The sequence below is a fragment of the Adlercreutzia sp. St.1H8 genome, from assembly GCF_059728655.1.
In genome coordinates this window covers 2,435,228-2,454,602 of record NZ_AP039376.1, presented here as the reverse complement: position 1 = coordinate 2,454,602, position 19,375 = coordinate 2,435,228, and the positions used below count along the sequence as shown (strand labels likewise).

The window sequence follows — 19,375 nt, the reverse complement described above, 5'->3', positions numbered from 1 at the left end:
CACCGGTTTCCGCATGAGGGGTATTCTGCGGGCGGCGGGTATAATCTCTCCGAGAGACGAGAGGGGCGAGGCCTATGGCGAGGGACGAGCGGAGCGCGCTGGCGGGACAGGCGGACTCGGCGCAGGCGGGATGGCGGGACCTGGCGGGCGATCGGGCACGGCTGGCGGCGCTGGGCCGCTTGGCCGCGTCCTGCGGGCTGTCGGCGGAGGGGCTGCTCGTGCCTGCGGACGCGCCGACGACGGGAGCGGATGCGCCTGCCGTGTCCGTCGACCCTGCCGTCCCGGTGCGCGAGACGCGGCACGCCTGGTGCCAGATGTGCGGGCCGGCCAAGACGGCGTGCTCGACGCTCTGCACGTTGGAGAACGGGCGCTGGACGCATGTTGAGGGCAACCCGAACGCGCTCAACAACGGGCGGCGCGGCGGGCGGACGCTCTGCGCCAAGGGCAACGCGGCGCCGCAGATCCTCTATGACCCGTACCGCATCCTCTATCCGATGCGCCGCGTGGGCGCGAAGGGGGAGGGCCGGTTTGTGCGCTGTACGTGGGACGAGGCGCTCAGCGCCATCGCCGCGCAGCTCACGGCTCTGAGCGATGCGCACGGGCCGGCGTGCTACGGCGTGCTCTCGCCCCAGGCCTACCCGGTGCTGCGTACCGTCGGGCGGCGCTTCCTCAACGTGTTCGGCAGCCCCAACTACCTGCACAGCGGTATCTGCGCGCTCCAACGCCGCGCGAGCAAGACGGTGACCATCGGCGCTGCCGTGTGCCCACCGGCGCAGCTGGACAAGACGCGGCTTCTGGTGGTGTGGGGCGCCAACCCTGAGAACTCGGCGGTCAACCAGGGGGCGGTGACGGCGCGGCTCGACGCGCTGGCGGCGGGCGCCACGGTGGTCGACATCCGACCGCTCCTCGACCCGCTCGCGTCGAAGGCTGACGTGTGGCTGCCGGTGCGCCCGGGCTCCGACGGCGCGCTCGCCCTGGCGTTTCTGCACGTCATCATAGGGGAGGGGCTCTACGACCGCGCCTTCGTGGACGAGTGGTGCCACGGCTTCGACGAGCTGGCGGCCCATGTGCGCGCCTTCCCGCCCGAGTGGGCCGCGCCGCTCACGGGCATCGCGGCCGTCGACATTCGCCGGGTGGCGCGGATGATGGGCACGACGCGGCCCATGGGCATCCTCTACGGCAACGGCATCGGCGACCAGCAGGTCGACGGCCACTGGACGTGCGCGGCCATCTGCCTCATCGAGGCCATCACCGGCAACCTCGACGTTCCCGGCGGGGGAGGCGCGCCCCTGCCGCCGGGCAAGCCGCTGGTGAAGGTGGCGCCCATCGACGTGCTCGCCGAACGGCTGCCCTTCTCGGAGGAGGATCGCGCCAACGGCTGGTGCGCCGGCGCGTCCAAGCTGGTGGCGCCCGAGACGCCGCGGTGGTACCAGACGCCCGCCACCTGGGAGTCCGGCCCCAACTCCGCGTACTTCCGCGCGCTCATGGGCGTGGCCCGCGACGAGCCGGGGCACCTGCGGGCGGTGCTCGGCCAGGCGTCGAACCCCTTCGGCGCCACGCGCCAGCCGGCGCGCGTGGCCGAGGCGCTGCGCAAGCTCGACCTGTACGTGGTGCACGACACGCGGTGGCATCCCGCCTGTGACTTCGCCGACTTCGTGCTGCCGGCGTGCACCCACTACGAGTGCTCGCAGCAGGTCGGCGTGAAGAACGGCCGCGAGGGCACTTTCGTCGCGGTGACCCAGCCGCTTGCGCGCCCGATGGGCGAGTCGCGGTCGGACTGGGACTTGTACCTGGGTCTGGCCGGCGCGCTCGGCCTGGGCGCCGACTTCTGGGACGGCGACATGGATGCGTGCCTGCGTGAGCAGCTGGCTGATTCGGGCCTCACGCTGGAGGAGCTGCGTGCCGCGCCCGCCGGCGTGTTCGTGGAGCGCCCGGCCGACGCGCGTCCGCCCGAGCCGCCGCGCCGCGACTACGCTCGCCTGTTCGCCCAGCTTCCCCATGGTAAGGTGCAGTGCGCTAACGACTGGCTGGGTGGTCGTCCTGACAACCGCGACGAGGGCACGCTCGGATGGCTGCCGGAGTTCACCGGCCCGCCGGAGGGCCCGGCCGAGACGCCGGAGCTGGCGCGCGAGTACCCGCTCGTGCTCTCCGATGTGCACGCCTATCGCCTGTGCGTCCACAGCTACTACACCGACACGCCCTGGCTCCACGAGCTGCAGCCGACGCCGTGGGTGAAGATCAACCCGGCTACGGCGGCGCGCTACGGCATCGCCGACGGGTCGTGGGTGCGCGTCGAGTCGCCTCACGGGCGGGTGCGCTTGGTGGCGGAGTACTTCGAGGGCGTCGCGCCGGGCGTGCTCATGACGCGTCGCGGCTGGTGGCGCGCCACCACGCCCGATGCCCCGGCTGAGCGCGTCCGCTTCGCCTGGCAGAGCGACTCCTCGGTGCTCTACGACACCGATGAGGTCCGCTTCGACCCGTTCCACTCCGCCATGGCCAAGCAGACCCTCGTGCGCATAGCCCCGTGGGAGGAAGGGGATGGAGATGAGTAGGGATGCGAAGAGGGGCGCGGGGGGCGTGATGGAGCCGAGGGCGGAGGCCTCGAAGAGCGCAAGCGCGCGGAGCGCAGAGGCGGAGGCCGCGCAGGGCGCGCCTGGCGCGGCGGGTGCGCGGGACGCGGGCGCGCCGGATGCGGCGGATTCGGGGGCTGCAGGCGCGCGGGATGCAGGGGCTGCCGAAGGCGCGCGCGGGGCGGGAATCGCGGCCCCTGCGCAGGACGCGGGCGCACGGCGCTTCGCCATCGGCTTTGACAGCACGCGGTGCGTGAAGTGCTGGGCGTGCGAGGTGGCCTGTCGCCAGTGGAGCGGCCTTGCCGCCGACGCTCCGGCTCGACGCTGGGTGCGCGAGGAGGTGCGCGGCACGTTTCCACGGGTGGAGCGCGTGTTCGTGTCGGAAGGCTGCCGGCACTGCGCCGACGCGCCCTGCGTGGCAGCCTGCGCGTTCGGCGCCCTGGGGCAGCGGGCCGACGGGCGCGTGACGGTGGACGCGGCCCGTTGCGCGGGCTGCGGGCGCTGCGCGGCGGCGTGCCCCCACGCTGTGCCGCGCTTCACGGCGTCGGGCGTCATGGACAAGTGCGACGGCTGTTTCGCGGCGGGCGTGCCCGACGGCGCCGCGCCGCACTGCGTGACCACCTGCCCGACGGGGGCGCTCGCGTTTTTCGGCCTCGCGGACGAGTCGGGAGGGCTTGAAGGCACGGCGGCCGACGGGCCGTCCTGCGCGTCTGCTGCTGCGCCCGGCGAAAGCGAGTGCGCGCCACGCGGAGCGGCGGACGCACCTGCGGGACGCGAGGGCGCGCGCCGGGCGGAAGGCCTGCTGCCAGGTGAGGGGGAGGGGAGCGCGTCCTCCTCTCCGCTTTGCAACGCAGCCGGGGGCCTTCGGGCGGCGGCTCGGTCTGCGTGGGGTGGCGGGCGCGCGGACGGGGCCGCGCGCCCTGCGGAGCGCACGGCCCCCGGGGTTTCCGCCGATGAGCTGGCGGACGCCTACGGGCTCCTGGCGGCGCTCGTCATGCGCGAGGTGCCGGCAGCCTTCCTGGCGGCGCTGCGCGACAATCTCCCGGCCGCGCCGGAGCCGCTCGCAGCGTACGCGCGCTCGCTTCAGGGGGCTGATCTCGACCGGGAGGCCGAGGAGCTGGCGGTTGACTTCGCCACGGTGCTCCTGGGGATGTCGCCGCATCCGGTGTTCCCCTATGAGTCGGCCTACGCCGACGGCGACCGCCTGCTCATGCGGCCGGTGCGTGACGACGTGGTGCGCGCCTACGCGGCCGCGGGCTTCGCGGTCGACCCGGCGCTCTGCCTGCCGGAGGATCACCTCGCCTTCGAGCTTGCCTTCGTGTCGTACCTCGCCCGGTGCGAGGCTGACGCCTGGGCAGCCGGTGACGAGGCGACGGCCGCCCAGGCCGCCGCGCGCCGCGCCGCCTTCGAGCGCGACCACCTGGGCTCGTGGGTCCCGCGCTTCGCTGCCGACTGGGCGCGCGCGAGCGCGTCCCCCTTCTACCAGGCCCTCGCTCGGCTTCTGGTCGACCTCACCGCTCCCGCCTAGGTCGCCGTGCCTCGGCGCTACCGTACCAAACTGACAATCTCTGCCAAGCCGCTGACCTGGTATAACGTCATGTTATACCAAGTCAGCGAGCATTTTCTGAGATGGCAGAGATTGTCAGTTCGGTACGCTTTGCCGCGCCCGCCTAGGCCCTTTCGGCGTCTTGGCGGGCGCGGTGGCGGAGCGCGGCGGCGAAGGCGGCAGCCGAAGCGGCCAGCCAGAGGGCGAAGACGACGCCAGTCGCGAGCCAGCCCTCGGGCGGCGTCGCGCCGATGGCCAGCCAGGAAACCGCAGAGGCACCGGCCTGAAGGGGCGAAAGGGCCGCCAGGGGCAGGATGGCCGAGTCGATGGTGGCCAGCAAGGTGGGCATGGCCAGGGCTACGAGCGCGAGATACCAGCCGCTCGTCTGGCCCTGAGCGCGCGTGATGAGCCCCATGGCGGTCGAGGCCAGCATGAACGGCACGCTCGCGAGGACTGTGGCCAGCGTCGCAGGTGCCAGCGCGCCGACGGGGACGCCTGCAATCGTGAGGCATGCCAGCGCGAGCAGCGCTATGAGGATGAGCGCGGCGAGCGCCTTTGACGCGGCGATGGCGCTCATCGATGCGCCGGCCCGGGAGAGCAGGGCGGTCGTCCCGTGCTCGCGCTCCTCCGCCATGAGCGAGAGGGGGATGACGCTGCCGCCGGTGAGCGCCGGCATGACGGCGCTGGAGGCCAGGACGAAGCGGGAGAGATCGCCGCGGGCCTGGGGGATGTCGGAGAACCCGAGGGACCATTGAGCGACGCCCCAGCACAGCAGGACGCCGAAGGCCGCCATGAAGAGGACGGTGGGCGTGCGCAGCGTGCAGCCGAGGTCGCGCAGCACCAGAGCGCCCACGGTGCGCATCGGGCTGATCTCTGGCATTCGCATGCTCCTCTCATCGTTCGAAAGTCCCCCTATTATAATAGTGCGCGGCCGGAGACGCCGGCCGGCGACGGAGGTTCCGCGGTCCGGCGGCGCGAGAGGGCAAGCCCGGCCGGAAAGGCAGAGACATGCAGGTACGGGAAGATTCCAGGGCAGGCGACGCCGCCGCGAGGGATGCGAGCGCGGTCGGCCCCGCGTCCGCGACGTCCGCCGCGGCGAGCGCGCTGCCCGTCGAGTACGCCTCGGCGGCCGACCTCGTGCGCGGCGAGGTGGGCGCAGGTCGCAGCGTGCACCTCGAGTGCTCGCGTGACGCCATGCGCGCCGCTCGCGAGGCCGTCCAAGAGCTGGCCGGCCCGCGACGCACTGCCTTCTACCTGGAGGACGACGGCGGCTTCGACCGCGATACCGTCCGCTCCTACCTGCGCTTCTTCGCGCGCCTGGCTGGCGACGCCTCCGCGGCGTCCGATGCGATCGCCCACTTCGGGCTGCGCGAGCGCGCCAGCGTCCTCGTGCCCAAGCTGACGCCGGAGGAGCGCGCGCTGCTCGGCTTCGCGCGGGTGAGCCTGCTCGACCCGGAGCTGTGCTTCTGCGAGCGCCCGCTGCTGGAACTGGGCCCCGACGCGCGCCAGACGGTGCTCGCCTGGATCGGCGCGCAGAGCGAGGCCGGCACCCTCTTCGTCACCTGCGGCCAACCCCTGCGCGAGGCTCTGCTCATGCCCGGGCGCGCCTTCTGGGAGGAGGACGGTCGCTTCCTCGCTGCCGAGGTGGACGACGATGCCGCCGACGATGAGGACGAGCCCGCCTTCGAGGGCGACGAGGTGCGCGTCTGCAAGATCGCCGCCAAGGCCGGCGACGTGACGCTGCTGCTCGACCCGCGCGAGATCGACTTCATCGAGAGCACCAATCGCGTCAACTACGCGAGCGTCCGCGGCGAGCTGTACCCCACCGCGCTCACCATGGACGAGCTGGAGGTTGAACTCGAGCGCTTCGGGTTCTTCCGCTGCCATCGCTCCTACATCGTGAACGTGCAGAAGGTGGCGAAGGTGGAGCGCTACACGCGCAACACCTACAACCTCGTGCTCTCCGACGCGCACCACTCGTCGCTGCCGCTGTCGAAGGGCCGGGCGGAGGAGATGCGCGAGCGCTTCCGCTGGAGGTAGCGTTTCTCGGAGGGCCGCGTCGGGCGTGCTCCCCTCGTGCCCTTCGTGCTCCACTCGTGCGCCGCTGCGCTCCTCTCGTGCGGGGAGTGCTCCTGTCATTCGGGAGTTATTGCAGGTCAGGGGCCTGCTGGGCATCATGGGCCGTGTTGAGTCAACCGGCGCCGCCCAAAGCGCCCCGCACGAGAAAGAGCATCACCATGATCACCACCCACGCCTTGAGCATCCTCGTCCTCGCCCTTGCGATCGCCTTCCTCATTCTGCTCGCATCCCATGTGAGCCACGACTTCGCCCTCCGCCGCGCCAACGCGCGGATCGACGCCCTGGAGGCCGCCTGCGCGGCTGTCCCGGTCGCGGCGGCCGAGTAGGAGGGGCGCCATGGCTGCGAGCATTCTCTCCATGGAGGCGGTGAGCCTCTCGTTCAAGGACAAGCGCGTCCTCGATAACCTCACCTTCGCCATTCCGCGCGGGCAGACCTTCGGCTTCCTCGGGCCGTCGGGCGCGGGCAAGACCACCACCATCAAGCTGCTCACCCGCCAGCTCGTGAAGGACGCCGGGCGCATCAGCCTGCTGGGTCGTCCCATCGAGAAGGCGAGCCCCGCCGACTATGAGCGCATCGGCATCCTCTCGGACACGAGCGCGCTGTACGAGCGCATGAGCATCGCCGACAACCTGCGGTTCTACGCCCGGACGCGCGGCGTGAGCCACGGTCGCGTGCCGTACCTGCTCGAGCGCATGGGGCTGGCCGAATCGGGCAAGACGCTCATCAAGAACTGCTCGAAGGGCATGCGCCAGCGGGCGGCCTTGGCCGCGGCGCTCGTGCATCAGCCGGAGCTGCTGTTCCTGGATGAGCCCACGAGCGGTCTTGACCCGGCGGCTCGCGCCGAGGTTCACAAGATGCTCGGCGAGCTGAAGGAGCGCGGTACTACCGTGTTCATCACCACGCACGATATGGCCGAGGCCGAGACGGTGTGCGACCGGGTGGCCATCTTGAACGACGGGGCTATCGCGGCCTGCGATGCGCCTGATGACCTGAAGTTGCGCTATGCTCGCAACCGCGTCGTCATCCGCACGCGCACCCGCGGCGCCTTCGAGGCGGCTAAGGATGCCGCCGGAGCCGCCCTCATCGACGAGCTGATACGCGCCGGCGAGCTGGTGTCCATTCATTCTGACGAGCCTAACCTCGAGGAAGTGTTCCTCGAGGTGACCGGAAGGGAGTTCTAACGTGGAAGCCTCGATGCGCAAGCTTGGCGCGCTGCTTGACAAGGACGCGCGCGACCTGCTCAAGAACCCCACCATGGTGGTGGCCGTCATCATGCCGGTGGCCCTCACCCTGTTCTACCGCTTCTCGTTTCGCGACGCCTTGGCCGCCGGCGAGTCCGACCCGGCGATGCGCCTGATCGTCGACGGCATCTTCCTCGTCATCGCGCTCTGCATGAGCGTGGGCGTGGTGGGCGCCACCGTGCTCGTCTACGGCATCGCCGAGGAGAAGGAGAAGCATACGCTGCGCACCCTCATGCTGGCCAACGTGAGCGCGGGCCAGGTGGCGCTGGCCAAGGGGCTCGTCAGCCTGGCGGCCATCCTGGTGGTGGCGGTGGCGTGCTTCGCCCTCACGGGTGTGAGCTGGCAGTTCTTCGGCGGGTTCATCGCGTTTGCGGCCGTGGGGTCGGTGCCCATCATCCTGCTGGGCCTGGTGCTCGGGCTGGCTGCGCGCGACCAGATGACCGCCGGCCTGTACAGCATGCCCATTCTGGTGATCAGCCTGGTGCCGCTGTTCACGACGTTCGCCCCGGAGGCTGAGTTCGTGGCCGGCCTCACCCCGCTCGGCGGCGTCTGCGATCTGCTGCTGCTCATGATAGAGGGCAACCTTATGTCGACCGACGCCCTGATCCCCGTGGCTGTCACCCTCGCCTGGACGGTGGCGGGCGCGCTGGCCTTCAAGCTGCTCTACCGCAAGCTCGCCCAGGACAACTAGGGAAGGGGCGCCGCGCGTCGGAGGGTATCCGGCGTGCGGCGCCTCTGCGTGCGGGAAGGCGACGCGCGCGCAGCCCGATCTTCCCGCCGAGGCGAACCGGAGGGGAGGCGCGGGACGACGAGCGGGGCGTTCCCCCCGGCCCCGCCTCCCTCGGGCCGGCGTGCCTTGCGCGGCGGGGGTGGTTCGCGGTACGATGACGGGGTTATCGTAATTTCGGCCCATGCGGCGCGCCAGGCGCGCGTCCCGTAGACAAGGGGTACCCTCCATGGACTTGTTCGGCTTCCACGTTCCCATGCAGGCGATCTGGATCATCGTCGCCATCGTCGTGCTCGTTATCGTGGCGTTCATCGCCAAGGGCTTCATCGACGAGATGAAGAAGTAACCGGGGCCGGCGTCGGACGCCCCGGGCTCGGTTGCGTCGCGGCGCGCGGCGCTGACGGCCGCCGGTGGTGAAAATTGCGTAGACGACGCAGTTCACGCCCCCATTATTGGGGGCGTTCCCTATTATGGTGGGGTTGAAGGCACGAGGCCGCCGCAGGGGCGGCCGCGGCCCAAGGGGAAGGGCCGCAGAGGGAAAGGACGGTGCCGTGGCACGAGGTCACCGCAACGACGCATCGATGGACGTATCTCGCGAGGCCACCAAGGAGCGCGCCCGCAAGAAGCGCCGGGGCCCCTGGCGCGTGGTGTTCTGGCTGGCGCTGGTGGTGCTCATCGGCTCCCTGAGCGTGCTGGGCTACCTCATCTACACCTACTGGAACGGGCAGAAGGCCTACGACGACATCGTGGACGTGGCCTTCGAGGAGCCGGCTGACCCGCGGGCGGCCACCCTGGCCGACTTCCGCGTGGACTGGGACGCCCTGCGCGCCATCAACCCGGAGGTCGTGGCCTGGGTCTACATCCCCGGCACCTCCATCAACTACCCCGTGGCCCACAAGGCCGGCGACAGCGAGTACTACCTGCACCACAACTTCGCCAACTCCTCCACCGGCGAGTTCGGCGCCGAGTACGGCTGCGTCATGCTCTCGGGCGAAAACAACCCCGACTTCACCGACTCGGTGAACATCATCTACGGCCATAACATGCGCAACGGCTCGATGTTCGCCTTCTTCAACCAGATGAAGGACAACGCGGTGTTCAACGAGCACCGCACCGTGTACCTGCTGACGCCGGAGGGCAACTACCTGCTCAAGTCCTTCGCCCTCGACCACGTGCCGGGGACGAGCACGGACATCGTCATCCCCAACTTCGAGACGCCTGAGGAGCTGACCGCCTACGTGCAGGACCGCATCGCGCAGTCCATCGTGACGCCCGACCCGGCGGCGCCGGCGGCGGCCGACATCACCAAGGTGTTCGCGTTCTCCACCTGCGACGGAGCTAACAACAAGAACCGCTACATCACCTTCTGCTACGTGGACGAGTTCCTGCCGCTGTCCGTGGCCTCGGCGGCTCCGTCCCTGGCGCCCGAGGTGGACGGCGATGACGTGGCCGCCACCAACGACGCCGCCGCGGAGCGCGTCTCGTAAGCGCAGGCGGCTCGGCGTGCCCTGCGGTCCTTCGAGCCGCGGCGGCGTGAAGGGCCCCTGCCGGGGCCGAGGCATTTCGGCGCCGCCATCGCGCGGCGCGGACCAATCGAGAGAACGGGGAAGGACGGACAAGATGGCTGAGGAGCAGGTAACCTACGCCCAGGCCGGCGTGGACATCGAGGAAGGCGCCCGCGCGGTGGACGCCATCAAGGGCGTCGTGCACTCCACCTACCGCCCGGAGGTCGTGGGTGATATCGGCGGCTTCGGGGGGCTGTTCTCCCTGGCTGCGGCCAAGGCCATGGACGACCCGCTGCTGGTGAGCGGCACCGACGGCGTGGGCACCAAGCTCAAGCTGGCGCAGCTGGTGGGCAAGCACGACACCGTGGGCATCGACTTGGTGGCCATGTGCGCCAACGACATCTTGGCCACGGGCGCCGAGCCGCTGTTCTTCCTGGACTACGTTGCCGTGGGCAAGCTGGACGCCGACGCCATGGCGAAGATCGTGGGCGGCATCGGCGAGGGCTGCCGCCAGGCCGGCTGCGCGCTCATCGGCGGCGAGATGGCCGAGCACCCCGGCGTGATGGATCCTGACGACTACGACCTGTCCGGTTTCTGCGTGGGCCTGGTGGATCGTCCGAAGATGCTCGATCCCCAGGCCGTGCGCGAGGGCGATGTGCTGGTGGGCCTGGCCTCGAGCGGCCTGCACTCCAACGGCTACTCGCTTGCGCGCAAGGTGTGCGTCGAGGGTCGCACGGCCGAGGAGCTGTCGGTGCCGGTGGAGGCGCTCGGCGGCCAGTCGGTGGCCGAGGCGCTGCTCGCGCCCACACGCATCTACGTGAAGCCGGTGCGCGCCGTGCTCGACGCCTGCCCGGATGCCGTGCGCGCGCTCGCCCACATCACCGGCGGCGGCATCACCGAGAACCTCAACCGCGCGTTGCCCGAGGCGTGCGATGCCGTGGTGGAGCTGGGCAGCTGGCCTGTGCCGCCCGTGGTGCTCCATGTGTGCGACGCTGCGCACCTGAGCGAGGCCGAGGCGCTCAAGACGTTCAACATGGGCTTGGGCCTGGTGCTCATCGTGGATCCGGCTCGCGCCGACGAGGTATGCGACGCGCTGGTCGCCGCCGGCGAGACGCCGTACCGCGTGGGCTCTGTGGCCGCTGGCTCCGGCGTGGTGCGCTACGAGAACGAGGGGAGCCTCTATGGCGCCTAACCTAAAGATCGGCGTGCTGCTCTCGGGTAGCGGGACCAACCTCCAGGCCATCATCGACGCCGCGGCTGCGGGGCTGCCGGTGGACATCGTGGCGGCCGTGTCGTCGCGGCCCGACGCCTACGGCATCGAGCGCGCGCAGGCGGCGGGCATTCCCGTGACGGTGCTCAACCGCGATGTGTACGCCGATCCGGAGGCCGCCGACGCGCTCATCGCGCGCACGCTGCATGCCGCCGGTGCTGAGTACGTGGTGATGGCCGGCTACATGCGCAAGCTCACCCCGGTGATGCTCGACGCCTTCCCCGATCGCGTGCTTAACCTGCACCCGGCGCTGCTGCCCTCGTTCAAGGGCGCGCACGCCATCGCAGACGCCTACGCGGCGGGCGTCAAGGTGACCGGCGTTACCGTGCACCTGGCCAACGAGGACTACGACAAGGGGCCCATCGTGGCCCAGGAGCCGGTGCGCGTGGAGGAGGGCTGGTCGCTCGACGATCTGGAGGCCGCCATCCACGAGGTGGAGCATCGCCTGTATCCCGAGGTGCTGCGCATCATCGCCGAGGGGCGCATGACCCTGGGGGACGATCGCAGGGTGCGTATTGCGGGCTAGACGCGTCGCCGGCGCTTGAAACCATGCGATGAAGGCCGTATAATGCGGATAAGCGGTTGCCCGTTGCCTCGGGCGGCTGCTTCACATTACCGGTACTAATGTGATGAAGAGCCGCTCTTTAGCTAAGGGGCGGCTTTTTCATTGGCGATAACGCAAGACCAATTCAATCACCGCAACGATCACCAGACAAAAGGCCAAGAGCTCCGTCCATGTAACCATACTGCCTCCTTGGTAAACGCCAGGATGCAGCACCGCCTATCCGCGCGCGCATGCTAGCACCTTGTTTGGGGAAAGCGGGGGAGACGTCGGGTCGGCGGTCGATCGGAGGTTGTGCTCGTTTATTCTCGTTGCGCTATAATACGGTCAGTGATTTCCGAGGGCGCAAGGGGCGCCGGATGGGGGTGCGAGATGGACAGAGGGACGCTTGAGCGTATCGCTGACGATCTGGAGGCCGGGCGCGCGCCGACGCTTGCGACGGCCGACTTCCCGGTTTTTTCCGCCGAGGCGTCGGCGGGCAATCCTCATGGAGGGCCGAAGGCGCTTGACGCTATCGCCGCCAGCTTGACGGCGGCCGACGCGCCTACCTTCCGACGGGCGCTGCGCGCGCTCGACGAGGGTGACCTGGCGTGGCTCGGCTTCAAGGTGGTGTACGACCCGGCTGCGGCGGTGGGCAACGTCGACAACGAGGTCACCAAGAAGTACGGCGAGCAGGGGTCGGCCGATGGCGAGCCGCTCGTGTTCTTCTGCAACGACGCCAAGGAGATCGTCGCTTCGCGCGAGCCGTCTGCTCGCGACGTGTTCCAGATGAAAGACGTGACGCGCGGGCCGTCGATGCACAACGAGCAGTTCGACGGCCTCACCTGGGTGAGCGTGCCGCTGTTCGACCAGGTGCGCGTGGTGCTGCTGGGCGCGTCCGATGCCGCGGCCGAGGTGGCGGCGCTCGCCGACCACGTGGGCTTTCACGTGGTGGCGGTGGACTATGATCCGGCCTACCTCAACGAGGAGCGCTTCCCTGCGGCCGAGCGCGTCTTGCTTCACGGCGGCAACTTCGACGAGCTGGCCAACCTGCCCGGCGATGCGGGCGATTATGTGTGCGTGCTCACGCGCGGGCACATGTTCGATCCCGAGGGCTGCGTGTGGGCCGTGCAGGCCGGTGCGCGCTACATCGGCATGATGGGCTGCGCGGGCAAGAACTCCACGGTACACGATCTGGTTATCGGCGCGGGGGTCACCGAGGAGGATTGGGAGCGCATCAAGCGGCCCATCGGCCTGAAGTTCGGCGCCAAGACGCCGGCTGAGCTGGCTATCGCCATCGTCGCCGAGCTGGTGGACGTGCGCTATCGCGACCGCTACTCCCAGGAGGCACGCGACCGCCACGAGGCGAGTCTCGGGCGCTAGGGCGCGCACCGTCGGACGCCGGGCGGCGAGGGGCTTACGACGCAAGGGGTCGCGACTCGGCTGGGTCGCGGCCCCTTGCGCGCTCGGGGCCGGTCGGGCCAGGCGCCGCTGCCGCTTTTCTCGCCGAAAATGGCACAGATCGTCAGTTTGGTACGGTTGGGATGGGCGTAGGGCTGGTTGACAATCTTCCCGACCTGGGGTTTTGTCCACGAGGAGCCCGTCGAGTCACGCTTCGGCCGCCCGAGAGGCCCCTCGCACCGTACCAAACTGACGATTAGTGCCACAAATGCGCCTTTTTCTGGCGGTGACGGCATGGCTCTCTCGCTGGGGTGCGGTCGCCGGCTTCTCGCGCTCCCCGTCGCCCGCCGCCCCCGCCCGCCCTCTGCCATTTCGCGCCCGTATCGCGCCCCGGCCCTCCGGCCGGGGCGCGCCGGCTTCTGGCGCTGCCTGCCCGCTGCGGCTGGTATGCTTAGCGGGTAGGGATTCCCGGAAGGAAAGGATGTAAGACCATATGAGCAATCCTCAAGTTAAGCGCGTGCTGATGTCGGTGACCGACAAGACCGGCATCGTGGACTTCGCGCGCGCCCTCGTCGACGAGTTCGGCGCGGAGATCATCTCCACCGGCGGCACCGCGCGCGCCATCGCCGAGGCGGGCGTGCCTGTCACCCCCATCGACGACGTGACGCAGTTTCCCGAGATGATGGACGGCCGCGTGAAGACGCTGCATCCCAAGGTGCACGGCGGCCTGCTCGCCAAGCGCGACAATGCCGACCACATGGCCCAGGCGGCCGAGCACGGCATCGAGATGATCGACATGGTGGTCGTGAACCTCTACGCCTTCGAGAAGACGGTGGCCTCGGGTGCCGACTTCGGCACCTGCATCGAGAACATCGACATCGGCGGACCCTCTATGCTGCGCTCCGCCGCCAAGAACTTCGAGTCCGTGGCCGTGGTAACCGAGCCGGCCAGCTACGACGCCATCCTCGGCGAGATGCGCGCCAACGATGGCGCCACCACGCGCGATACCCGCGCCAAGCTGGCGCTCAAGGTGTTCCAGACCACGGCGGCCTACGACGGCGCCATCGCCGCCTGGATGGGCGCGCAGCTGGACGACGCGCAGTTCCCCGCCGAGCTGGCCGTGCGCCTCACCAAGCGCCAGGACCTGCGCTACGGCGAGAACCCGCACCAGTCCGCCGCCTTCTACGCCCGCGACGACTACCGCGGCGCCGAGCATTCGCTGGCCCATGCCACCCAGCATCAGGGCAAGGAGCTGTCCTACAACAACTACCTCGACCTCGATGCCGCCTGGAGTGCCGTGCGCGAGTACGAGGGGCCGGCCTGCGTCATCGTCAAGCACCTGACCCCCTGCGGCGTGTGCGAGGACGCTGATGTCACCATCGCCTACCAGCGCGCCCATGAGTGCGACCCGGTGAGCGCCTACGGCGGCGTCATGGCGTTCAACCGCCCCGTCACCTCCGACACCGTGGTGGCCATCTTCGAGAACAAGCAGTTCGTGGAGGCCATCATCGCGCCCGAGTTCTCCGGCGACGCGCTGGAGATGTACAAGGCCAAGAAGAACGCGCGCCTGCTGTCCACGGGCGGGGTCAACCCGGCCGGCGGCGAGGTGGAGTTCCGCTCCGTCGAGGGCGGCCTGCTCTGCCAGGACTCCGACTCCGTGGCCGAGGACGTGGCCGCGTTCACCTGTCCCACCAAGCGCAAGCCCACCGACGAGGAGATGGCCGAGCTCGTCTTCGCGTGGAAGGCGTGCAAGTCGGTGAAGTCCAACGCCATCCTCATCGCCAAGGACCACGCGTCCGTGGGGGCCGGCGGCGGCCAGCCTAACCGCGTGAACTCCGCGCGCATCGCCGTTGAGCAGGCGGGGGAGAAGGCTCGCGGCGCCGTGGCCGCCTCTGATGCGTTCTTCCCGTTCCGCGACGGCTTCGACGTGCTGGCCCAGGCCGGCGTGACCGCCGTCATCCAGCCGGGCGGCTCCATCCGCGACGAGGAGGTCATCACCGCGGCTGACGAGCAGGGCGTGGCCATGGTGTTCACCGGCCACCGCCACTTCCGCCACTAGGCCGCGCAGCGCACAGTTCGCAACCGAAGCGCCCCGTCCTCCCGACGGGGCGCTTCGCGTTGGAGGGCACCGTGCGCGTTGGGAGCGGCCCAGCCGTGGGAGGGGAGGGCGCCGTGCGCGTTGGGAGCGGCCCAGCCGTGGGGGTTCCCGCCTCAGCAGCGGGAGCTCCTCCCCCAGTCGGGCCGGGTGCGCTTGGGGGGGGGGGGTGCGCTTGGCCAGCCCGTTGTTGGTCGCACGGGTGCCTGCGGGGAGGGGGCGACCCTTTTCCGGCGCAAAATCGCTCGTAACCGCCTGTTCGCGCCTTTGGGCCATCGATTCGCCGGTCAGCGCCTCTTGCCCTGCCGGCCGCCGGGAAAACAAGTGGGGAACGCCGGGCGGAAAATAGGGCGGTGGTTTCGTGAAACGCGGAGGGCCGGGGTATACTTAGGCCCGTTGGCCGCCCACGGGCGGGTGTCTATGCTGGAAAGAGAAGCGCCCATGATCATCCTCGACGCGCCCTACGCCTCGCGACCCTTGGCGCAGTGGCTCGGGCAGTCGCAGCACCCGGTGCTCGCCAACGACTTCTCCCGCGCGCTCTCCGCTGGGGCCGAGACGCCCCTCAATCTGGTGGATGACGCGGAGGCCGCTCGGCGCATCGACGCGGGCGAGCGGGTCTATACCAACTCCGAGAATGCCCTGGCCTGGATTCTCGGCCACACGTCGAACAAGGCGCTTTCCGATGCCATCCGCCTGTTCAAGGACAAGGCGGCTATGCGCGAGAGGCTGGCGCCGCTGTGCCCGGGGCTGTTCTGCGTCACCCTCGACCGTTGCGAGCTGGAGGCCGTCAACGTGGACGACCTGCCGTTGCCGGTGGTGCTCAAGCCCGCGGTGGGCTTCTGCTCCATGGGCGTCTACGTCATCGAGGAGCGTGACGACTGGGCCGCCGCCGTGGCCGGCATCGCGCGCCATGAGGGCGAGTGGCACGCCCGCTACCCTGAGGACGTCGTCGGCTCCCAGACCTACCTCGTGGAGGGCTACCTCGCGGGCACCGAGTATGCGCTCGACGCCTACTTCGACGAGGATGGGCACGCCCATGTGCTCAACGTGCTGCGCCATGACTTCGCCGGGCCGGAAGACACCTCGGATCGGCTGTACCTCACCGACGCCGCTCTTGTCGAGGGGCTGGCCCCGCGCCTGACCGCATGGTTGGACCAGGTGAACGCCCTGGTGGGCGCCCGGTCGTTCCCCGTGCATGTGGAGCTGCGCATCGACGGCGACGTCATCGCCCCCATCGAGTTCAACCCGCTGCGTTTCGCGGGGCTCGGCGGCACGGACGTGGCCTACTACGCGGTGGGCCTGCGCACCTACCAGGCCTTCCTGGAGGGGGACGATCCTGATCTGCCGGCGCTCTACGCCGCGCATCCGGGGGACGTGTTCTCCCTGTCGCTGCTGACCCCGGCGCCCGACGCGGATCTGACGCGTCCCTTCGACTACGAGGCCCTGGCCTCCCATTTCACCGACGTGCTGGCGCTCGTGCCCTTCGACGTGCAGGCTGTGGGGGCCTACGGGTTCCTGTTCCTGCGCACCGACGCGGCTACCGCGGCCGAGCGCGACTGGCTGCTCCATGCCGACTTGGAGGCCTTCGTAGACGGGAGGGATGGCGATGAGCGATAATCCCGCCATGACCCCTGAGCCGCCCGAGCAGAGCGTCGAGAAGAGTTCGCGCTCGAGCCTGAGCAAGATCCTAGCCGGTGGCGTGCTCGTCATCGTGCTGGCCGTTATCTTCCTGCGCGGCGATCAGCTGGTGGAGCTGGCCGACACGGTGCGCAAGGGCGCGCCGGTGTTCCTGGCACTGGCCGTCGTCTCCCAGCTGGGCAAGTACTTCGCTCAGGGCTGGGCCTACATCTACTGCTTCCATGCCGTGAGCGAGGGCTTCCGCTTTCGCGAGTCCATCAAGCTCGTCTTCGGCACCTTCTTCATGAACACGGTGGCGCCTTCGCTCAACTTGGCGGGCATGACGCTCGTGGTGGACGACGCCGCCAAGCGCGGCATTCCCGCGGGGCGTGCCACGAGCGCGGCGCTGCTCATGCAGGTCACCATCGACACGGGCTTCGTGGTCATCATGCTCATCGGGTTCGGCCTGCTCAGCGTGACGGTGGGTCTGCAGCCGGGATGGCTTTTGGTGGGGCTTCTGGCCGTGCTGCTGGTGAGCGTGCTCGTCACGGTGATGATCGTGGGCGGTAAGCGCCCCGAGCTGGTCATTCGCGTGCTCACGCCCATCGAGCGCCTGGCCGACCGCGTGCTGCGCAAGTTCAAGAAGGGACCCATCGACGGCTGGGCTGATCGCACGGTGCGGTCGTTCTCCGAGGCGTCGGGCCTCATCGTGCAGAACCCCCGCAAGACCGCGGCGGCCTTCGGCTTCTCCATCCTGGCGAGCACCTTTGAGCTGGGCTGCTTCGCGCTGACCGGCGTGGCCTTCGGCGTGCAGGCCATCGAGCCGCTCGTCTGCGGCTATGTGGTGGCCACGCTCTTCGCCATGATCTCGTTCACGCCCCAGGGCGTGGGCGTGGTGGAGGCGGCGGTGCTCGTGGCGTTCACGCTGTTCGGCATCAGCCAGGCCACGGGCATCGCGGTTGTCATGGTATACCGCGGCATCGTATTCTGGCTGCCGTTCCTGGTGGGGGCCATTCTCATCCAGCGGACGAAGGCCTTCCGGGGCAAGGGCGCGGCTTAGACGTTCCAGGCAAGGAAGGCCCAGGTGGTGACGCGGGGCTCGCGGAGGCGCCAGGCGCCCTCGGGGACGCCCTTGCGGTCGGGTTGGCCGGCGTGCTCGTTGGGAATCAGCTGATCATCGAGCCAGGTGCGCAGGTGCGCGAGGGCGGCCTTCTCCTCGGCGGGGGAGCTGTCGCTGCTGAGGGCGCTGCGCACCATGGCCTCGTAGTCGTCGCGGGCTGCCTGGGGCGTGGCGTAGGTCGCGTCGCGCTCGCTGGAGATGTAGGCCACCTCGGGGCGCAGCCCGTGGTCGACGAGGATGTTGAAGGCGAACTGGAAGTCCTCGCCCGGCTGGTGGGGCAGCTCGGCCGCTCGCAGCGCCCGGCTGTCCACCCGCGGCGAGGCGTCGGCCGTGAGGGTGATGCCCACGCGGCGACGCGCCACGGCAGTGAGCTTGAGCAGCGAGTCCTCCAAGTCGCTCGTGGCGATGGAGCGCGACGCCACGCACACGTCGTGGCTGCGCGGGCCCACGCCGTGGGTCGCCCAATCGGCCTCCCAGCTCATCTGCAGGGCCTTGATGCCCGTGACGCCCCGCTCGGCCGCCAGGTCGTCCATGACGCCCAGCATGCCGGCGGAGAAGTCGGCCGCAGTCACCGGGTGGCCGGCCGCCGCCAGGGGCAGCGCGAGCGCGCCCGTGCCGCAGCCCATGTCGAAGACGGACTCGCCGGGGCGGACGGCGGCCAGCTCCAAGAAGCGATCCACGTAGGGGCTCGGGGCGTCCTTGGTGGCGAAGGTCTTGGAGCGCTCGTCCCAGAACGCGGCGTCATCGGGCGCGCGCCGCAGCCTCTGGCGCTCTTTCCAGGCGTCGTTCCAGGGGGAGGAGGGGCTGGTGCTCTGCGTCATGGGGTCTCCTTCGTCGGCGAGCGCGCTGCCTGCGCTGCCCGCTCGGGGCGTCGCGTGCTATATGTTCTCAATTGAGTATAACTCCATCGCGCCTATCTGCGGCCGCTGGCAAGTTCATCGTTGCCAATTCAGGCGGGTGTGGTATCATATCGAGCGCTGTCGATGAGACAGCCTTTCGGGATGTGGCTCAGTTTGGTAGAGCGCTGCGTTCGGGACGCAGAGGCCGCAGGTTCAAATCCTGTCATCCCGACCACTAACTCAGGGGTCGCCTTCGGGCGGCCCCTCTTGTTGCTTGGCCCCTTCGAGGGCGGGCGCGTCTCGCACGCGCCCGCCACCCTGACCTGTTTGGTAGCGCGTCTCCGTCACTTCTTTGAGGGGCTACGCCTCATCGCAGAGCCAGCGCTGGCTCCAGAGTACCATGGCGTTCAGGATGGGAATGAAGCTCGCGCCCAGATCGGTCAGCGAGTACTCCACGCGAGGTGGAATCTCGCGGTAGATCTCGCGATGCACCAGGTCGTCGGCCTCAAGCTCGCGCAGCTGCTTGGTCAGCGTGGACTGCGAGATGCCCTCGATACGCCGCATCAGCTCGCCGAAGCGCTGCACCTCGTAGGTGGCGATGTACCAGAGGATGAGGATCTTCCATTTGCCGCCGAGTACGGCTTGCATGCGGCTCATGGATTCGCAGCGGGCGAGCGCGCGCTTGTCGGTGAACTTGTTATCAGCCATGGTTCTCCCTGGTGAGTAGTAATAGTGCAATTTTGGTGACTACCAACATAAAAGATCGGTACTGGTACTGCAAGCACCATAGCGGCATCCTAGCTGGTGAAAATCACGGCGAAAG

At 69.4% G+C, this 19,375-nt stretch carries 16 protein-coding genes and 1 tRNA gene; 14 read left to right on the top strand and 3 right to left on the bottom strand.

Features of this window, described 5'->3' with window-relative positions:
- Positions 1-74: 74 nt before the first annotated feature.
- A complete protein-coding gene (locus tag AC6I0Y_RS09725; protein ID WP_497731395.1) occupies positions 75-2,552 on the top strand; it encodes a molybdopterin-containing oxidoreductase family protein in 2,478 nt (825 codons plus the stop codon).
- Positions 2,539-4,098 (top strand): molecular chaperone TorD family protein, encoded by a 1,560-nt coding sequence (locus tag AC6I0Y_RS09720; protein ID WP_160707859.1) that lies wholly within the window; start codon positions 2,539-2,541, stop codon positions 4,096-4,098. Before AC6I0Y_RS09725 ends, AC6I0Y_RS09720 begins: the two co-directional genes overlap by 14 nt.
- A gap of 142 nt (positions 4,099-4,240) precedes the next feature.
- On the opposite strand, the gene AC6I0Y_RS09715 is transcribed toward AC6I0Y_RS09720, so the two are convergent.
- Positions 4,241-4,996, bottom strand: coding sequence for a hypothetical protein (locus AC6I0Y_RS09715; protein WP_160707858.1), 756 nt, complete (start codon positions 4,994-4,996; stop codon positions 4,241-4,243).
- A 128-nt stretch (positions 4,997-5,124) separates the two neighbouring features.
- Here AC6I0Y_RS09715 and AC6I0Y_RS09710 point away from each other — a divergent pair, with 128 nt between their 5' ends.
- The 11 genes from AC6I0Y_RS09710 (at position 5,125) to AC6I0Y_RS09660 (ending at position 17,653) form a co-directional block, all read left to right on the top strand.
- Positions 5,125-6,156: a LytTR family DNA-binding domain-containing protein gene (locus AC6I0Y_RS09710; RefSeq protein ID WP_497731391.1), complete on the top strand. Its 1,032-nt coding sequence runs from the start codon at positions 5,125-5,127 to the stop codon at positions 6,154-6,156.
- Positions 6,157-6,353: 197 nt separating this feature from the next.
- A complete protein-coding gene (locus AC6I0Y_RS09705; protein WP_160707856.1) occupies positions 6,354-6,521 on the top strand; it encodes a hypothetical protein in 168 nt (55 codons plus the stop codon).
- 10 nt (positions 6,522-6,531) lie between these two features.
- The gene (locus AC6I0Y_RS09700) at positions 6,532-7,377 is read left to right on the top strand and encodes an ABC transporter ATP-binding protein (protein ID WP_160707855.1); all 846 of its coding nucleotides are present in this window, start codon (positions 6,532-6,534) and stop codon (positions 7,375-7,377) included.
- Position 7,378: 1 nt separating this feature from the next.
- On the top strand, positions 7,379-8,128 hold the full coding sequence (locus tag AC6I0Y_RS09695; RefSeq protein ID WP_497731387.1) for an ABC transporter permease: 750 nt from the start codon (positions 7,379-7,381) through the stop codon (positions 8,126-8,128).
- 587 nt (positions 8,129-8,715) lie between these two features.
- The gene (locus AC6I0Y_RS09690) at positions 8,716-9,651 is read left to right on the top strand and encodes a class B sortase (protein WP_497731385.1); all 936 of its coding nucleotides are present in this window, start codon (positions 8,716-8,718) and stop codon (positions 9,649-9,651) included.
- A 133-nt stretch (positions 9,652-9,784) separates the two neighbouring features.
- Entirely contained in the window at positions 9,785-10,861 is a 1,077-nt protein-coding gene (gene purM / locus AC6I0Y_RS09685; protein ID WP_497731382.1) for a phosphoribosylformylglycinamidine cyclo-ligase, read from the top strand.
- Positions 10,851-11,465 (top strand): phosphoribosylglycinamide formyltransferase, encoded by a 615-nt coding sequence (gene purN / locus AC6I0Y_RS09680; RefSeq protein ID WP_497731379.1) that lies wholly within the window; start codon positions 10,851-10,853, stop codon positions 11,463-11,465. Before purM ends, purN begins: the two co-directional genes overlap by 11 nt.
- Positions 11,466-11,873: 408 nt before the next feature.
- Positions 11,874-12,863 (top strand): XdhC family protein, encoded by a 990-nt coding sequence (locus tag AC6I0Y_RS09675; RefSeq protein ID WP_497731376.1) that lies wholly within the window; start codon positions 11,874-11,876, stop codon positions 12,861-12,863.
- A 511-nt stretch (positions 12,864-13,374) separates the two neighbouring features.
- On the top strand, positions 13,375-14,940 hold the full coding sequence (purH, locus tag AC6I0Y_RS09670) for a bifunctional phosphoribosylaminoimidazolecarboxamide formyltransferase/IMP cyclohydrolase (RefSeq protein ID WP_497731374.1): 1,566 nt from the start codon (positions 13,375-13,377) through the stop codon (positions 14,938-14,940).
- 477 nt (positions 14,941-15,417) lie between these two features.
- Positions 15,418-16,593 (top strand): ATP-grasp domain-containing protein, encoded by a 1,176-nt coding sequence (locus AC6I0Y_RS09665; protein ID WP_497731371.1) that lies wholly within the window; start codon positions 15,418-15,420, stop codon positions 16,591-16,593.
- Positions 16,583-17,653 carry a lysylphosphatidylglycerol synthase transmembrane domain-containing protein gene (locus AC6I0Y_RS09660; RefSeq protein ID WP_236643286.1) on the top strand — a complete coding sequence of 357 codons (1,071 nt, stop codon included), beginning with the start codon at positions 16,583-16,585 and terminating at the stop codon, positions 17,651-17,653. The genes AC6I0Y_RS09665 and AC6I0Y_RS09660 overlap by 11 nt, the downstream gene beginning before the upstream one ends.
- Here AC6I0Y_RS09660 and AC6I0Y_RS09655 read toward each other — a convergent pair.
- Positions 17,650-18,534 carry a methyltransferase domain-containing protein gene (locus AC6I0Y_RS09655; RefSeq protein WP_497731367.1) on the bottom strand — a complete coding sequence of 295 codons (885 nt, stop codon included), beginning with the start codon at positions 18,532-18,534 and terminating at the stop codon, positions 17,650-17,652. The genes AC6I0Y_RS09660 and AC6I0Y_RS09655 overlap by 4 nt on opposite strands.
- 176 nt (positions 18,535-18,710) lie before the next feature.
- Here AC6I0Y_RS09655 and AC6I0Y_RS09650 point away from each other — a divergent pair.
- A tRNA-Pro gene (locus AC6I0Y_RS09650) sits at positions 18,711-18,787 on the top strand.
- 125 nt (positions 18,788-18,912) lie between these two features.
- On the opposite strand, the gene AC6I0Y_RS09645 is transcribed toward AC6I0Y_RS09650, so the two are convergent.
- Positions 18,913-19,260 carry a winged helix-turn-helix transcriptional regulator gene (locus tag AC6I0Y_RS09645; protein WP_160707840.1) on the bottom strand — a complete coding sequence of 116 codons (348 nt, stop codon included), beginning with the start codon at positions 19,258-19,260 and terminating at the stop codon, positions 18,913-18,915.
- Between the last annotated feature and the right edge of the window lie 115 nt (positions 19,261-19,375).